The sequence below is a fragment of the Desulfovibrio sp. genome, assembly GCA_016208105.1.
Taxonomy (GTDB): domain Bacteria; phylum Desulfobacterota; class Desulfovibrionia; order Desulfovibrionales; family Desulfovibrionaceae; genus Fundidesulfovibrio.
Map to the genome: position 1 here is coordinate 1 of JACQYS010000020.1, position 13976 is coordinate 13976.

Here is a 13976-nt window from a genome sequence, read left to right on the forward strand (position 1 = left end):
GCATCTTCAAAAATACCTCGATGAATTCTGCTACCGATTCAACCGCCGTTTCTGGCCTGGGCAGGGCTTCGACCGCCTCTTGAGGGCCTGCTCCAGTGCCACCCCTGTCACCTATGCGGAGTTAAGGGGATAGCCACGTATATAAATGTCAATGTAATATATCGAACGTATTAGCTTATTATTTAAGGATACCTGACTTGAAAATAATTATGTTCCTTCCACATACATGTCCCTCATGGTAGAAAGTCAATTATGCGTGCACCCAAGGAGAGCCTATTGGGCGACCACCAGCTTATCCACTACCGCATCCGGGGCAAGGAACTGCGCTGGCTGAAAACCCTGCACATCTGCTTCGCCTCCATGTGGGGCGGGGCCACCATCTGCATCACGGTCATCCAGTTCATGTTCGAGCCCCAGCTGGCCGCCGAGATGTTCGCCTACCGGACCATCCTCTTACTCGTGGACACCTGGGTCGTGGCCCCGGCCGCGCTGCTGTGCATGCTCACCGGGTTCTTCTATTCGGCCATGACCAATTTCGGCTTTTTCAAATACTGGTGGATAATCATCAAATGGGTGGTCACCACAGGCTACGTGGTGGTGGGGTTTCTTTGGCTCACGCCGTGGCTTGAGATGATGGTCCGTTTCAGCCGCAACCTGCCGCCCGACGGCATGGTGCCTCCCGGCACAATTTTGCAGTCGGCCATGAACATGACCGTGGCCCTGACCCAGCTGGCGGTGGTGAGCCTCATGATCCTCATCACCATCTTAAAGCCTTGGGGCCACACCAAGTGGCACGTTTAACTGGAAATTTTCTTCTTACACTTTATAAGCACAAATCTTATCGAGGGTTTATTATCCATATTCTTACTGGGCTCATCAATCTCTGAAAATTCCACCAAGCCATATTTTCCGAATTCCCTGCGTATTGAGTCAGAATCATAAAAAAACACTTTTACACCCTTCATCACCTCGAATCGGTTTTTACTCAACAGCCTGCCCTTTCCAAACATCGGGGCTTTCTTGGAAACCGTTGTAAAAATCATGTACCCATTTGGTTGCAACTGACTATAGCAATCTTCAATGAACTTCTTTCTCTCACGATTATTCAACAGGTGGATGAGTGCGAAGCAGAATATCCCTCCGTATAGTTTGCCGTCGAAAGGCATGGCAGATACTGGACCATAATGTATATCAACATCGATCCCGTTTTTCCTCGCTAGATCAATAGCTGTTCTCGAAATCTCAATTCCGGTCACAGAAATTTCATTATCAATAAATACTTTTGCATTTCTTCCGTATCCGAAACCAGGTATCAATATATCCTTTATTTTCCTTTCAAGAAAAAAATCCTTCGCCAGAATTGCTGAATCGGACGGTTCAAAACCCCACATCGTTTGTTTCTCTATGAAACTCGATTCCCAGAACTCTGTCATCTCTCTATCCCTTCATTGTTGGCCTTCTTGACTCAAAACAAAAACTGGGATTCCAAAAGTCAAGGCCTTTTGGAATCCCAGGGGAGAGATCGCGTCTCCTGCGTCCCGCTTAGACGCCCTTGATGGCCTTTTTGAAGCCCTCGGCAGCGTTTTCGATCACCTTCTTGTCCACGCAGAAGGTCAGCCGGAAGTATCCGGGCATGCCGAACCCCATGCCGGGCACGGCCAGCACGCGCTCTTCGCAGAGCTTGCCCACGAAGGCCACGTCGTCTCCACCCGGGGCCTTGGGGAAGAAGTAGAAGGCGCCCTTGGGCATGGCATACTCGTACCCGGCGTCGTCTAGCACCTTGCACATAGCAGCCCGGCGCTCGGCGTAAATCCCGGCGTCCACCTGGTGCCCCAGGGATTTGAGCAGAAGCGCCTGACCGATGGCCGGGGCGTTCACGTAGCCCAGGATGCGGTTGGCGAACACGATGCCGCCCATGAGCTCCTGCTTGCCGGGCATGTCCGGGGCCAGGGCCACGTAGCCGATGCGCTCGCCCGCCAGAGACAGGTTCTTGGAAAAAGAGCTGACCACCACGGTGTACCGGTAAATCTTCGGCAAGGAAGGAACGGATATGCCGTCGTAGGTCAGGAAGCGGTAGGGCTCGTCGGAAAGGAGCAGAATGGGCTTGTCGCGCTTGGCGTTCAGTGTTTCGAGCCCTTTGGCCAGCTCCTTCAGGCTCGCTTCCGGATAGATGCAGCCCGTGGGGTTGTTAGGGGAATTGAGCATGACCACCCGGGTCCTCTCCGTGATCGCCCCCAGCATGGCCGGAACGTCCAAATCGAACGAGGGGAGCTTGGCCGGAACCGTCACCAGCCTGCCGCCGTGGTTGCCCACGTAGAAGCCGTACTCCACGAAATAGGGCCTTGGGCAGAGCACCTCGTCTCCCGGTTCCAGCACGGCCCGGAAAAAGGCGTTGATGCCTCCGGCTGCGCCGCAGGTCAAAAGCAGGTCTTGGCTCGAGAAGGGAATTCCCTGCTCGGAGCTCACCTGAACGGCCAGGGCTTCGCGCACGTGGGGGTACCCGGCGTTGGGCATGTAGCCGAAGGCGAAAGGTTCGGACGCGCGCGTGGCCAGGTCCGACAGGCATTCGCCCACCACGGGCGGAGGCGGCAGGTCCGGATTGCCCAGGCTGAAGTCGTACACTTTGTCGTCCCCGTGGACCTTCTTCATCTCCGCGCCTTGCTCGAAAATGCGCCGTATCCAGGATCCCTTTTTCAGGGCTTCGGTTATCTCGCCTGACAACAAGCTCATGTTGGTCTCCATTATGCCATTATGATTAATGAGCCACGGTCACTACCCCCACCGGCTCCATTCTTCAAGCTTGCCAGAAGCCAAAGAAGGGGCTACATCCGCCCGGCCTTCTTTGAAAACCACGCCCTCCGGGCGTTTAATCATGCGTTGCCGGCACCCGTTCATTTTGGCGGGTCTTCACAAACCCCGTTTTTCCGGTATTGATCACATATGAACCACACCCCAGAAATCCTTGCTCCAGCCGGCGACGCCTACTCCTTCCTCGCCGCCATTTCCGCCGGAGCCGACGCAGTCTATTGCGGGCTCAAGCATTTTTCCGCCCGCATGCAGGCCGACAACTTTTCCATACAGGAGCTGGCCAGGCTCACCACCCTGGCCCACAACAAGGGCCGCAAGGTCTACGTGGCCATGAACACCCTGACCAAGCCCGGTGAGGAAGCCAAGGCGGGACGCCTGGCCGACCGTCTGGCCAAGGTCGTCAAGCCGGACGCCCTGATCATCCAGGACCTGGGTATGGCCGTGGTGGCCCGCCAGGCCGGGTACACGGGCGAGCTGCATTTCTCCACCCTGGCCAACGTGTCCTCTCAAACGGCCCTGCCCCTCATGCCGGGGCTTGGCATCTCCCGGGTGGTGCTGCCGCGCGAGCTGAACGTGGACGAGATCCGCCTGATGGCCGAGGCCTGCCCTGAAGGCGTGGCCCTGGAGACGTTCGTGCACGGGGCCCTGTGCCACAACGTGTCCGGGCGCTGCTGGTGGTCGAGCTTTTTGGGAGGAAAAAGCGGACTGCGCGGACGCTGCGTGCAGCCCTGCCGCAGGGTGTTCAGCCGCAAGGGCCAGCCCGGCCGCTACTTCTCCTGCCAGGACCTTTCCCTGGATGTTCTGGCCAAGGCCCTCTTGACCATGCCCAAGGTGATGGCCTGGAAGATCGAAGGCCGCAAGAAGGGCCCCCACTACGTCTACTACACCACCACCGCCTACCGCATCCTGCGCGACTCCCCGGACGATCCCCAGAGCAAGAAGGCGGCCCTCTCCTACATCGAGCAGGCCCTGGGCCGTCCGGCCACCCATTACACCTTCCTGCCCCAGAAGCCGCGCAACCCCGTGGACTCCCAGAGCCAGACCGGGTCCGGCCAGCTGATCGGGCGGCTTTCCATGAGCGAGGCCCGCAAGTACTTCGTGAACCCGCGCCAGCCGATGCTGCCCGGCGATCTGTTGCGCCTGGGCTACGAGGACGAGGCCGGGCACCAGGTAGTGCGCGTCACCCGTTCCATTCCCAAGGGCGGCCGATACGACCTGACGCTTCAGGGAAAAGGCAAGGAACGCCCACGGGCGGGCATGAGCGTCTTCCTCATCGACCGCCGCGAGCCGGAGCTGGTCAAGCGCATCAACGCCCTGGAAGACGAGCTCTTGCGGATTCCCGAGATCGATTCCGTGGAGTCCTCCTTCGAGCCCACCTTCGCCAAGCCGTTCCGGGCCCCGCGCGGTGTTCGGGCGGAGTCCGTCCACGTGTGGCGCCAACCGCCCAAGGGTCCCGCCAAGGGCGTGGCCGGGGTGTGGGTTTCCGCCACCAAGACCCAGCATCTGCCCCTGGGCCGGGCCGCTTCCACCTGGTGGTGGCTGCCGCCCGTTATCTGGCCCAACGAGGAAAAGGACTTCCTGGACATCGTTGAGATCATCCTCAAGCGCGGCGGCAAGCGCTTCGTGCTGAACGCCCCCTGGCAGATCGGCATTCTCGGGCGCAAGCGCCGCGAGATGCTCATGTGGGCCGGGCCGTTCTGCAACGTGGCCAATCCGCTGGCCCTTGGCAAATTACGGGACATGGGCTTTGACGGAGCCGTGGTGAGCCCGGAGCTTTCCGGGGAAGACATCCTGCACCTGCCCCGGGTGAGCCCGCTGCCGCTTGGCGTCGTGACCCACGGCCTGTGGCCGCTAGGCATAAGCCGCACCATGACCCCGGACGTGAAGTCCTGCGAGCCCATCGTGAGCCCCAAGGGCGAGATCTGCTTCGTGACCCGCTACGGGCAGAACCACTGGATGTATCCCAACTGGGAGCTGGATCTCTCCGAGAAGGAGGAAACCCTGGTCAAGGCCGGGTACCTCCAGATCATCCATATGCGCGAACCCATGCCCAAGACCATTGAGCGCAAGGAGCGCGGCGGCATGTTCAACTGGGAGATAGGGATTATCTAGGAGAAGAGCCTTCGGCGACCAGAGAGAGCGCCGCTCTCTCTGGACTCTCCCGCCAGGGAGACGTTCGTCTCCCTGGACCCTCATAATAGCAAAGCGTCCCTGACCGGCATGCCGGTCAGGGACGCTTTGCTTATTGCCGGGGTCCGGGGGGAGGCTCTCCCCCCGGCGGGTCCAGGGCGGAGCCCTGGGAAACTTCGGCTAAACGCGGCCGCCTTCGAAGCGGGCGAGAAACCGCTCCAGATCGTTTGGGTCCCCGTCCTGGTAATCGTCGGGATACAAAAGCGCGGACATGAAGAAGATGCTCTCCAGGTCGAGAGCCATGTTGGCCCGGCGGGCGAAGTCCTTGAGCCCCTGGCGCAAACGCTCGCTGACAGGATCGTCGCCTTTGAGATAGGGCTCGGCGTGCTCGGACATTTCGGCCAGAAGCTCGCACTTCTCCATCATCTTGAAGCGGTGGGAGTCCTTGTCGCCCTGGCCGTGCAAATCCTCCAGGGCCGACTTCTCAAGCTCCCGAATGGATGCGGCCGTTTCCCGAACCATTTCCAGCACCTTCCCGATATCCGACACGCTATCCATTCACACTCCGCTTTTTAAGAGAAGCCAGGGCTGCGCACGCCTGACTAATACATCTGTTTGAGCAACTGCTCGCCCGTGGCCAGCGGCGCGTTGGGGTCCGAGAAGTTGATGTTGCTCTCCCCGCCTATTATGCCGGCAAAGGCGCTCTTGTCCTGGCCTTCCTTGAAGGGCATGGACACCCCGTCCACGCTTGCCCAGACTATGCCCGGAGGCTGTGGGAAATCCTCGGTGGGGTACAGGGGCTCAACGGCCAGCCGGTACTCGACGAATGCGGGCAGCGCGGTGGTGCCGCCGGCTTCGCCCTTGCCCATGGACTGCGCCTGGTCGAAGCCGATGTAGACGCCGGTGAGCAAGTATGGGGTGAAGCCCATGAACCATGCATCCTGTTCGTCGTTGGTGGTGCCGGTCTTGCCCGCGATGGGCTTGCCGATGACCATGGCCCGGCCCGCGGTTCCGGCCCGGACCACTTCCTTGAGCATGGCGTCCATGATGAACGCCGTCTGGGGCGACATGGCCTCCTTGCGTTCCGGCTCGGAGCGATAAAGCTCCTGGCCGTCCGGCCCTGCCACGGAAAGCACGAAACGGGGCTTCACCTGCATGCCGGCATTGGCGAACGCGGTGTAGGCCTGGGCTAAGTTGATCAGATGAACGGCTCCCGCCCCCAGGGAGATGGGCAGGTACGGCCCGAGTTCGGATTCGATGCCCATGGCCTTGGCCCGGGCGATGACCTTCTGGATGCCTATCTGCTGCGCCACCCGGATGGTGACCAGGTTGCGGGACTTGGCCAGGGCGGCGCGCAGAGACATGGGGCCCAGGAAGCCGCCCTCGTAGTTCTCAGGCTTCCATATCTTGTGGGTGTACGGGTCCTCGTAAACGAAGGGGCTGTCCATGACCACGGTGGCCGGAGTCATGCCTTCGTCCATGGCCGCCGAATAGACAATGGGCTTGAAAGCCGAACCGCACTGGCGCAAGGCCTGGGTGGCCCGGTTGAACTGGCTCTTTTCGAAGGAGTACCCGCCGACGCAGGCGATCACTTCGCCGGATCTGGGATCCATGGAGACCATGGCCCCCTGCACGTCCGGCTCCTGCTGGAGAACGAGGTCATCGCCGAGTCGCGGCGGCTTGGCGGTCTTGCCCTTGGTCTTGGGGTCCTCAGGCGCGAGAGATACGAAGACCACCTCGCCCGCCTTGGGGCCTTTTCCGCGCGTCCAGCCCAGGTACTTGGGTTCGATGATGCCCGTGTGCTTGCCGTACTTCACAACCAGGCCCTTGGCGGAGGCCTCGGTCACCAGGGCTTTCACCCACTGGCCGGACTTGAGCACGTCCGGGTTCACATCCTGGCGCAGAAATTCGTTCCACTTGTCCGGAGGCAGGGTGTCGAGGGTGCCTTTCCAACCGCGGCGCTTGGAAGAGGCCACCAGGGCGTTCTTCAGGGCCTTTTCCGCAACTTCCTGGTGGAACAGGTCGCAGCCGGTGATCACCTTGAGGCCGCCAGTGTAGACCATGTCTTCGCCGAAGTGATCCACCAGCCAGCGGCGGACTTCCTCCAGGTAATACGCCCCGACCCCCCAGGTCTGTTCGTCCATGCTCTTGAACACCAGCTGTTCCTTGACCGCGCGATCATACTCGTCCTGGGTGATCCAGCCCAGTTCGAGCATACGGCCGAGCACGTACTTCTGGCGGCCCTTAGCTGCCTCGAAATCCTTGAGCGGGCTGTACCGGCTGGGGGCCTGGGGCAAGCCAGCCAACATGGCGGACTGGGCCAAGGTCAGCTGGCCGACGTGCACCCCGAAGTAGGTCCGGGCAGCGGCCTCGACCCCGTAGGCGCGAGACCCCAAATATATCTGGTTGAGGTAGATGGTGAGTATTTCATCCTTGGTAAGGTAGCGCTCGAGGCGGTAGGCCAGGATGGCCTCCTTTATCTTGCGCTTCAGGCTCTTTTCCGGGGTGAGCAGCAGCCGTTTGACGATCTGCTGGGTGATGGTGGAGCCGCCCTGTTTCATTCCCCCGTGCTGAAGATTCTTCAGGAAGGCCCGGAATATGGCCAGAGGATCAACTCCTTCATGCTGGTAGAAGGAAGAATCCTCGGCAGCCAGAAAGGCCTTGGGCAAGAAAGCGTGCATTTCGCCAAGATTGGCCAAAAAGCGCTTTTCGGCAAAAAGGTTGCCGAGCACCTTACCGTCACGGGTGTACACGGTAGACACCACAGGCGGCTTGTATTCGGTCAAATTCTTAAATCCCGGCAAATCACTGGCCGCCCAGAAATACAGGCCAACCAGCCCGACTCCCGCGCCCACCACACCGAGAGCGATTAGAATAGCAAATATAAGCAGTAGTTTACGCATCGTTTTTTACTCTCACCCTGGTCTTTCCTGGCTCTTCTCCATCGTCGCCGGGGGCCATTCCCCAGGCCATGCGCATGCGGCCATGCAACTCCAGGACCAGAGTCCTGCTCATTTCTATGAGGGGGAGTATCCCATGGATCGTGCGGCCCTCGGAACAGGCCACGCACCCTTTTGCTTCGAAAGCCGTGACGGCCCCTGCCGATACCCAAAACGGGAAGAGACGGCAATAATACGGTCTGGCCTCCCTGGGCAGCACACATCCCGAGGAGGTTAGAAACGAACACCGTCCGTCAGGATGCGTGGCCAGGCGGAGATGCTCGCCATGACCCGGGAACAGTGCGGCCAGGTGCTTTCTGTCCTGGGGAAACAGACGCATCAGGTTGTCCAGAAATCTTTTGGAATTGGGCGCTCCGGTGAGCCCCCCCTTTTTGGGGCCGAATTCGACTATGCGCTGCCGTTCGATCTCCGAGACGGGGAAACAGAGATCCTCCTGACCGGGGGTAAGGCTGCAGCAGGTCGGGCCCATGGCCGCGCACCGGATGCAGACGAAGGCGTCTTTTTTTCTGTTCACTGGGTGGCAATCCTCAAGTACTCCGCTGCCATCTATGACCGCAACGGCCATCTGGCAATCCCTTTTTGCCGGATGTGCTTGAATGGGCGGTAATTTTTTTGGCTTTACGGGAGGGATTTCCCGGCATGACAGTCAGAACGAAATCCGTTTATGCCTGATATGGCAGAAGACTGCAAAAGCACTGCAAATTCGCCCTGTTTCATATTCATTATAACAGGAAGCAAAGGATGCTTCTCTTCGTCTCAATCTGAATTTTCAAATTTCTCTTTTTCCTACTGTATTTTCCGTTGACCTCACCAAGAGAGGTGACTATCAGGGCCCCGGCAGTGGTGAGGCTTGTGGCGACGCATCCCGACTGAACCTATTGGTCCTATTCCATCCAGTCTCTTGCGCCGCCTTGGAGCTGTGCATACGTCTTTACGTAAGCCGGTTCCTTGGTAGCAACCTTTGTATATACCCCATTGAGGTTTTTCCTATGAAGTCCAACAAGAAGGATAAGTTTGCCGACGTGATTCGTGTAATCGATAATTGTGATGCCGAAGGTGTTCACGGATGCACCACATGCAAGAAGGCGATAACCGTTCAACTTCGTATTGTCGATGAAGTGGTTGTCGAGGCCGGAGGAAAGGCCGAAGGCTGCTTCTACAGCCGCCAGTGCCTGGCCGCGCTCATCTCCATGGTGCAGGGCAAGTCCGTGTACGAACTCTATCCCCTGACCAACCAGGAGCTTCGCCCCAATCTGGAAGTCGTGAAGGAAGATTACGACTGCGACGTCTTCACCATCGGCGCTCTCAAGCTCGCCTTGCGTAATTGGGAAAAGAAAATGGCCGCCTAAAGGCGACCAGCTGCCACCCGAGCCGCTCCGCGCATGCGGGGCGGCTTTTTTTATTGGCGGCAACAGGGGCACGCCAATGTGCTTGACCGGGAGGCATCGTGGCTACCTGTCCGAAGCCACGTCCCGCCGAAAGTCTCGATCAAGACGGCATTTCCGGTTCAGGTGGCCAACCGGATATCCCCGATGATGGTCAGCTCAAACCGTGTGAACGTTTTCTTCTCAGAAAAACTTTTTTTGAATCTCAACTCGTGCCGTGTGGTTTCCGACGACGGCAGATAGACCTTTGCCACCTCCGTATCCCCTTCGAAAAGCACGAGAAAAATCCTGCGGCTGCTCCAGCGGATGATGTCGCTGGAATCATTCAAGGCCAGCACTCCCGATATTTCGTAGTCTGAACCAGATGCCCTGTGCAGAGTCACTCTGACGGTGAAGAGCCCATCCTGAAGAACATGCTCTGTGCCGAATACAATAGGAGTACCTGGCGTTGCCGGGTCTTGCGGGGCGGAGAGCCTTCCCTGCACCCCGTAGAGCGCCTCGGACTGCTTGTCCATGGCGCGGGCCGGCTGGCCCTGCGCCAGGACTGATCCGATGAGCAATGCTCCGCAGAGAAATGTCCGAATCAGCTTCACCACCGTATCCCTCCGTCCGCCATGACGGCTCAGGGGGTACCCTCCTAGGTCCCAGCCAAAGGCGTTAAGACCTTTTGGCATCTCTACAAAACCTCGCGGGCAGGTTCTTTCAGAATCCCAAAATGCGCCGGAATCAGGTTGCAGAGCGAATGATTCATACCCACTACCCAATTACGGGTGACCCGCTGGTGTAGCCGAAAGCTTCTCCTCTCCGGAGGAAGTCAGTTGCATCCACCCCTGCTCCTCCCTGACCAGCCCGGCTTCCTCGAGCACTCTGGCAACCATGCGTATTCTGTAGAGAGGCAGTCCGGTGGAGAGGGCCGCGGCTTCTGGTGATCCATGCTCGTGCAATCCCGCAAGCACTTGCCGGCCAATTTCCGTGAGGCTGCCGTCGGGCTTGATGCACGCCACGCCTACAAGCTCTTTTTGCAGAAAAACCAGTCCAGGCACTCCACACCTTTCGCCCCAACCCGCTCCTGTGCGGCATCCTGGGTGCGAGGCGGAGGAACGATCACCTTGTCCCCGGGCCGCCAGTTGGCCGGAGTGGCCACAGCGTGTTCGTCCGTGGTTTTAAGCGCATCCACAAGCCTCACAATCTCGTCCGTGTTCCTGCCCGTGGTCAGGGGGTAATAGATCACCGCCCGCACCATCTGTTTGGGATCAATGACGAACACGGCACGCGATGCCTCGGTTTTGGATTCGCCAGGCATTATCATCCCGTAGAGCTCCGCCACCTGGCGGGACAGGTCGGCAATGACCGGAAACTCGATTTTGGCGCCGAACTTCTCTTCGATGCGTCTGACCCAGGCGATATGGGAGAACACCGAGTCGATGGACAGCCCTAGCAGTTCGCATCCCTTGGCGCGCAGGTCCTGGTGGATGGACGCGAAAGCCAGAAACTCCGTGGTGCAGACCGGCGTGAAGTCGGCTGGATGGGAAAAGAAGACGAGCCAGGAGCCCGCGAAGTCCTCCAGGCGAATGATGCCATGAGTGGATTCAGCCTCGAAAGCCGGGGCCTGCTCGCCGATACGCGGCAAGCGAGGCGGACAATTGCTCTGGTCCATGGGATCCTCCTTGACGAATGGAGCTTGCAATGAGCCTACCCCAGGCCAAGGGAGAAAGTCCACTTCAGGCCAGGCTGGCCAGCACGATGCTCGATATCTCCTCGATTCTGGATTGGTCCGTCACCTTGCGCCCCTTTTCGCCGCGAAGGTAGAATACGTCGAATACTTCCAGCCCGTGCGTGTCGATCTTGGCCATGTGCACGTTCAGAGAGAGCGAATCGAAGGCAACGGCAATGTCATAGAGAAGGCCTAGCCGGTCTGCGGCCCTCACCTCCACGGTGGTGAAATATTCGGACGAGGAGTTGTCCACCGACACCCTTGGGCGGATCCCCATGTCCGGTGCCTTGATCATAAGCGGCGAGGCACGCTTTTCCTGAATGCGGTAGTCGAGCGAGAGTTTCCCGGTAAGCGCGTAGCGCACCGCCCGGCGTACCCTGGCCCAGAGCTCTTCGGCAAAGAGCGTTTCCGGCAGAGGAGCCGTCTGGTAGGTGTGGATCTCCGTGGAATCGCTCCACAGATAGAAGTCGGCCGAGCGGATATTGACTCCATGCAGGGCCAGCACTCCGGCCATGGTGGCGAAAAGACCCGGCTGATGCCTGGCCGCCAGGGTTACCCCCCAGCCGTCTCCGGCTTTGTTCGCCTCGGTCTCGATAACGGACACACCCCGTCCGGCCTTGCTGGCCGGACGCATGCGGGAATCTTCCTCCAGGGCCGCCTCCAATTGGGAGAGAAGCCCCAGGTCCGTGAGAATGCCCTGCGTACCCCGGCTTAACAGATATCTGGGAGGCATGGCGTCCAGGTAAGCTTCCAGGCCCTCGGCCGGGAACATGCCCCTGGCCTTGGACCGGAGCTTGTCTCGCAGTGCGAGCATGGCGTGGGCGTCCGTGACGTCGAAGAGCCCCCCGCCTTCTAGCACGGACATGATCCGGGCGTGCAGCCCGCCTATGAGGCTCGCCTTCCAATCGTTCCAGGCGGATGGCCCCGTGGCCACGGAATCGGCCATGGTGAGAAGAAGAAGCATGTCGAGGCGGTCCGCGGTGCCGATCCGCTGGGCGCAGGCGGCCAGGACGTCGCGGTCGGAAATGTCGCGGCGCATGGCGGTGTCAGCCAGCAACAGATGCCTGAGCACCAAAAAGCCCACGTCCGAGATCGTCTCTTCATCGAGCCCCAAGCGCGTCAGGGCTTCGCGAGCCATGTCCGCGCCCTTCTCGGAATGGGCCCCGCCTTGGCCCTTGCCGATATCGTGAAACAGGGCTCCGAGCAGAAGCCGCTCCGGGTTGGGCAGCCGCGAATATACGGCATGGTAGGGATGATCTGGCTGTGCGGTCTTTCTCAGTTCAAGGATGGTTTCCAGGGTGTGGCGCCCCACGGGATGGATGTGGAACACGTCATACTGGACCATGTCTTGAACGCGTCCGAATTCCGGAATGATCGCCCCGAGAACCCCGGTTTCGAGCATATCCGCCAAGGCGGCCTCTCCGTGAGGTTCCATGAGGGCCTTCAGGAGGAGTTCGAAGGCTCGCGTGCCCCCCTCCGCTGTTCCGGAGAAACTTTTCAGCTCCTGAATGCCGCCCTCTATGCGCCTGCGCGCAGGAAGCGACAGCGGTTCCCCAAGCCTCAGGGCGTGGCCGAATATGTCCAGAACATCCTCTGGCCCGGAGCGACCGGATGATGACGCGTCGAAATCCAGCCCCTGGTTGGTAAGCAGTATGGAGCCGCCCAGGGGTTTTCCCGGGGCGGCCTTGCCGGGTGTTTTGGTGGCAAGCAGCGGCCAGAGGGCGCGGTGCAGGGTTCGTATCTCGGCCATTACCCGGTGGAGTTCAGCCAGAAACACCTCCACGTCCAGAACACCTTCGGAGGCCTTGAATCCAAGCCTGCCCGCCAGTTCCCTCTGCGAGTCCAGGCTCAGCCGATCTTCCTTGCGGCCGGCCAGCACATGCAGGTGGTTTCGAACCATGAGCAAGAAGGCGAGGTGCCCTTCCAACACGTCGAGCCATTCGGCGGGCAGGCCCGCTCCATCTCTTTTGGAGAGCCCTTCCAGCCAGCGAACCTGGTGTACGTCCCGCAGGCCGCCCAGGGCTTCCTTGAGGTTCGGCTCCAGCATGCCCGAGGCGTCGCCGTAGCTGGCGGCGCGCTTGAGGTTGTGCTCCGCGAGCCATTTTTTGAAGGATTCGGCTCTCCCGGGAAGAAGCTTCCTGTCGCGCTTGTTTACGAATTCGTCGAACACGCTTTTGTCGCCGGCCAGGAAGCGGGCATCCAGGAGCGAAGCGAAAACCTGCCAGTCCTTCTTGGCCAGATCCAGGCATTCGCCGACCGAGCGCACGCCGTGGCCCAAGTCCGCGCCCAGATCCCACAGGGGGAAGAAGACGTCCTTGGCCAGCTCTTTGGCCTCTGCCGGAACTGACCCCTTAAACAGGATCAGCGCGTCGATGTCCGACCTGGGGCACAATTCGCTCCTGGCGTAGCCACCTACCGCCACCAGAGCGAAAGCGGTCTTGCGAGGAGGAATCTCCACAATCCTGGCTTTGAAATACTCGTCGTAGGCTTCTGAATACTTTTGGCAGAATCCGGGGCCCAGGTCCGTAAGCAGCTCCTTGCGCTGCCTTTCCAGGTGCCTGGTCGCTTTGGAAGGGGACGGCTGCATGAAAGAAAAGAGGGGGCCGCATGGGCGACCCCCTCTTGGCTACAGTTAGATGGCGTCCTTGCCGGTTTCTCCGGTACGGATGCGCACAACCTCTTCCACCGGCGTGATGAATATCTTGCCGTCGCCCACTTCGCCGGTCCGGGCGGCGTCCTGCACGGCCTTGAGCACCGCCTGCACCAGGCCGGAGTCGATCACCAGCTCGAGCTTGATCTTGGGCACGAAATCCACCTGATACTCGGCTCCGCGGTAGATTTCCTTATGGCCGCGCTGGCGCCCGAAGCCCTTGACCTCGGAGACGGTCATCCCTTTTACGCCAGCATCGGTGAGGGCCTTCTTGATGTCTTCCAGCTTGTAGGGCCGGGTGATTATTTCGATCTTACGCATGGGGAACG

At 59.7% G+C, this 13976-nt stretch carries 13 protein-coding genes; 3 read left to right on the forward strand and 10 right to left on the reverse strand.

What is annotated here, in order from left to right; all coding sequences use genetic code 11:
- Positions 1 to 252: 252 nt before the first annotated feature.
- The gene (locus HY795_11730) at positions 253 to 801 is read left to right on the forward strand and encodes a hypothetical protein (protein MBI4805893.1); all 549 of its coding nucleotides are present in this window, start codon (positions 253 to 255) and stop codon (positions 799 to 801) included.
- Here HY795_11730 and HY795_11735 read toward each other — a convergent pair.
- Together HY795_11735 and HY795_11740 are read right to left on the reverse strand one after the other, a co-directional pair.
- On the reverse strand, positions 798 to 1433 hold the full coding sequence (locus HY795_11735) for a class I SAM-dependent methyltransferase (GenBank protein ID MBI4805894.1): 636 nt from the start codon (positions 1431 to 1433) through the stop codon (positions 798 to 800). The two genes, HY795_11730 and HY795_11735, sit on opposite strands and share 4 nt — an antisense overlap.
- Positions 1434 to 1542: 109 nt before the next feature.
- Positions 1543 to 2730, reverse strand: coding sequence for a pyridoxal phosphate-dependent aminotransferase (locus HY795_11740; GenBank protein MBI4805895.1), 1188 nt, complete (start codon positions 2728 to 2730; stop codon positions 1543 to 1545).
- A gap of 210 nt (positions 2731 to 2940) precedes the next feature.
- Between HY795_11740 and HY795_11745 the strand changes: the two genes are divergently transcribed.
- On the forward strand, positions 2941 to 4920 hold the full coding sequence (locus HY795_11745) for a U32 family peptidase (protein MBI4805896.1): 1980 nt from the start codon (positions 2941 to 2943) through the stop codon (positions 4918 to 4920).
- 198 nt (positions 4921 to 5118) lie between these two features.
- Here the strand turns inward: HY795_11745 and HY795_11750 are convergent, their stop codons facing one another.
- The 3 genes from HY795_11750 to HY795_11760 are packed head-to-tail and all read right to left on the reverse strand — an operon-like array spanning position 5119 to position 8529.
- Positions 5119 to 5496, reverse strand: coding sequence for a hypothetical protein (locus HY795_11750; GenBank protein ID MBI4805897.1), 378 nt, complete (start codon positions 5494 to 5496; stop codon positions 5119 to 5121).
- A gap of 44 nt (positions 5497 to 5540) precedes the next feature.
- Positions 5541 to 7841 (reverse strand): PBP1A family penicillin-binding protein, encoded by a 2301-nt coding sequence (locus HY795_11755; GenBank protein ID MBI4805898.1) that lies wholly within the window; start codon positions 7839 to 7841, stop codon positions 5541 to 5543.
- On the reverse strand, positions 7834 to 8529 hold the full coding sequence (locus HY795_11760; protein ID MBI4805899.1) for a zinc/iron-chelating domain-containing protein: 696 nt from the start codon (positions 8527 to 8529) through the stop codon (positions 7834 to 7836). Before HY795_11760 ends, HY795_11755 begins: the two co-directional genes overlap by 8 nt.
- 358 nt (positions 8530 to 8887) lie before the next feature.
- Between HY795_11760 and HY795_11765 the strand changes: the two genes are divergently transcribed.
- The gene (locus HY795_11765) at positions 8888 to 9247 is read left to right on the forward strand and encodes an iron-sulfur cluster assembly scaffold protein (GenBank protein MBI4805900.1); all 360 of its coding nucleotides are present in this window, start codon (positions 8888 to 8890) and stop codon (positions 9245 to 9247) included.
- Between the two features lie 158 nt (positions 9248 to 9405).
- On the opposite strand, the gene HY795_11770 is transcribed toward HY795_11765, so the two are convergent.
- The 5 genes from HY795_11770 to HY795_11790 form a co-directional block, all read right to left on the reverse strand.
- On the reverse strand, positions 9406 to 9879 hold the full coding sequence (locus HY795_11770; protein ID MBI4805901.1) for a hypothetical protein: 474 nt from the start codon (positions 9877 to 9879) through the stop codon (positions 9406 to 9408).
- A gap of 168 nt (positions 9880 to 10047) precedes the next feature.
- Positions 10048 to 10287: a hypothetical protein gene (locus HY795_11775; protein ID MBI4805902.1), complete on the reverse strand. Its 240-nt coding sequence runs from the start codon at positions 10285 to 10287 to the stop codon at positions 10048 to 10050.
- A 2-nt stretch (positions 10288 to 10289) separates the two neighbouring features.
- Entirely contained in the window at positions 10290 to 10940 is a 651-nt protein-coding gene (locus HY795_11780) for a peroxiredoxin (protein MBI4805903.1), read from the reverse strand.
- 64 nt (positions 10941 to 11004) lie between these two features.
- Positions 11005 to 13584 (reverse strand): [protein-PII] uridylyltransferase, encoded by a 2580-nt coding sequence (gene glnD / locus HY795_11785; protein MBI4805904.1) that lies wholly within the window; start codon positions 13582 to 13584, stop codon positions 11005 to 11007.
- Between the two features lie 45 nt (positions 13585 to 13629).
- Positions 13630 to 13968, reverse strand: a complete 339-nt coding sequence (locus HY795_11790; GenBank protein MBI4805905.1) for a P-II family nitrogen regulator — start codon at positions 13966 to 13968, stop codon at positions 13630 to 13632.
- Positions 13969 to 13976 lie beyond the last annotated feature (8 nt).

Bases quoted from the DNA above. Each gene is read 5' to 3' on its own strand.
- HY795_11790 (MBI4805905.1), bottom strand. From the start codon at position 13,968: ATGCGTAAGATCGAAATAATCACCCGGCCCTACAAGCTGGAAGACATC.
- HY795_11735 (MBI4805894.1), bottom strand. From the start codon at position 1,433: ATGACAGAGTTCTGGGAATCGAGTTTCATAGAGAAACAAACGATGTGG.
- HY795_11730 (MBI4805893.1), top strand. From the start codon at position 253: ATGCGTGCACCCAAGGAGAGCCTATTGGGCGACCACCAGCTTATCCAC.
- HY795_11745 (MBI4805896.1), top strand. From the start codon at position 2,941: ATGAACCACACCCCAGAAATCCTTGCTCCAGCCGGCGACGCCTACTCC.
- HY795_11750 (MBI4805897.1), bottom strand. From the start codon at position 5,496: ATGGATAGCGTGTCGGATATCGGGAAGGTGCTGGAAATGGTTCGGGAA.
- HY795_11765 (MBI4805900.1), top strand. From the start codon at position 8,888: ATGAAGTCCAACAAGAAGGATAAGTTTGCCGACGTGATTCGTGTAATC.
- HY795_11755 (MBI4805898.1), bottom strand. From the start codon at position 7,841: ATGCGTAAACTACTGCTTATATTTGCTATTCTAATCGCTCTCGGTGTG.
- glnD (MBI4805904.1), bottom strand. From the start codon at position 13,584: ATGCAGCCGTCCCCTTCCAAAGCGACCAGGCACCTGGAAAGGCAGCGC.
- HY795_11740 (MBI4805895.1), bottom strand. From the start codon at position 2,730: ATGAGCTTGTTGTCAGGCGAGATAACCGAAGCCCTGAAAAAGGGATCC.
- HY795_11780 (MBI4805903.1), bottom strand. From the start codon at position 10,940: ATGGACCAGAGCAATTGTCCGCCTCGCTTGCCGCGTATCGGCGAGCAG.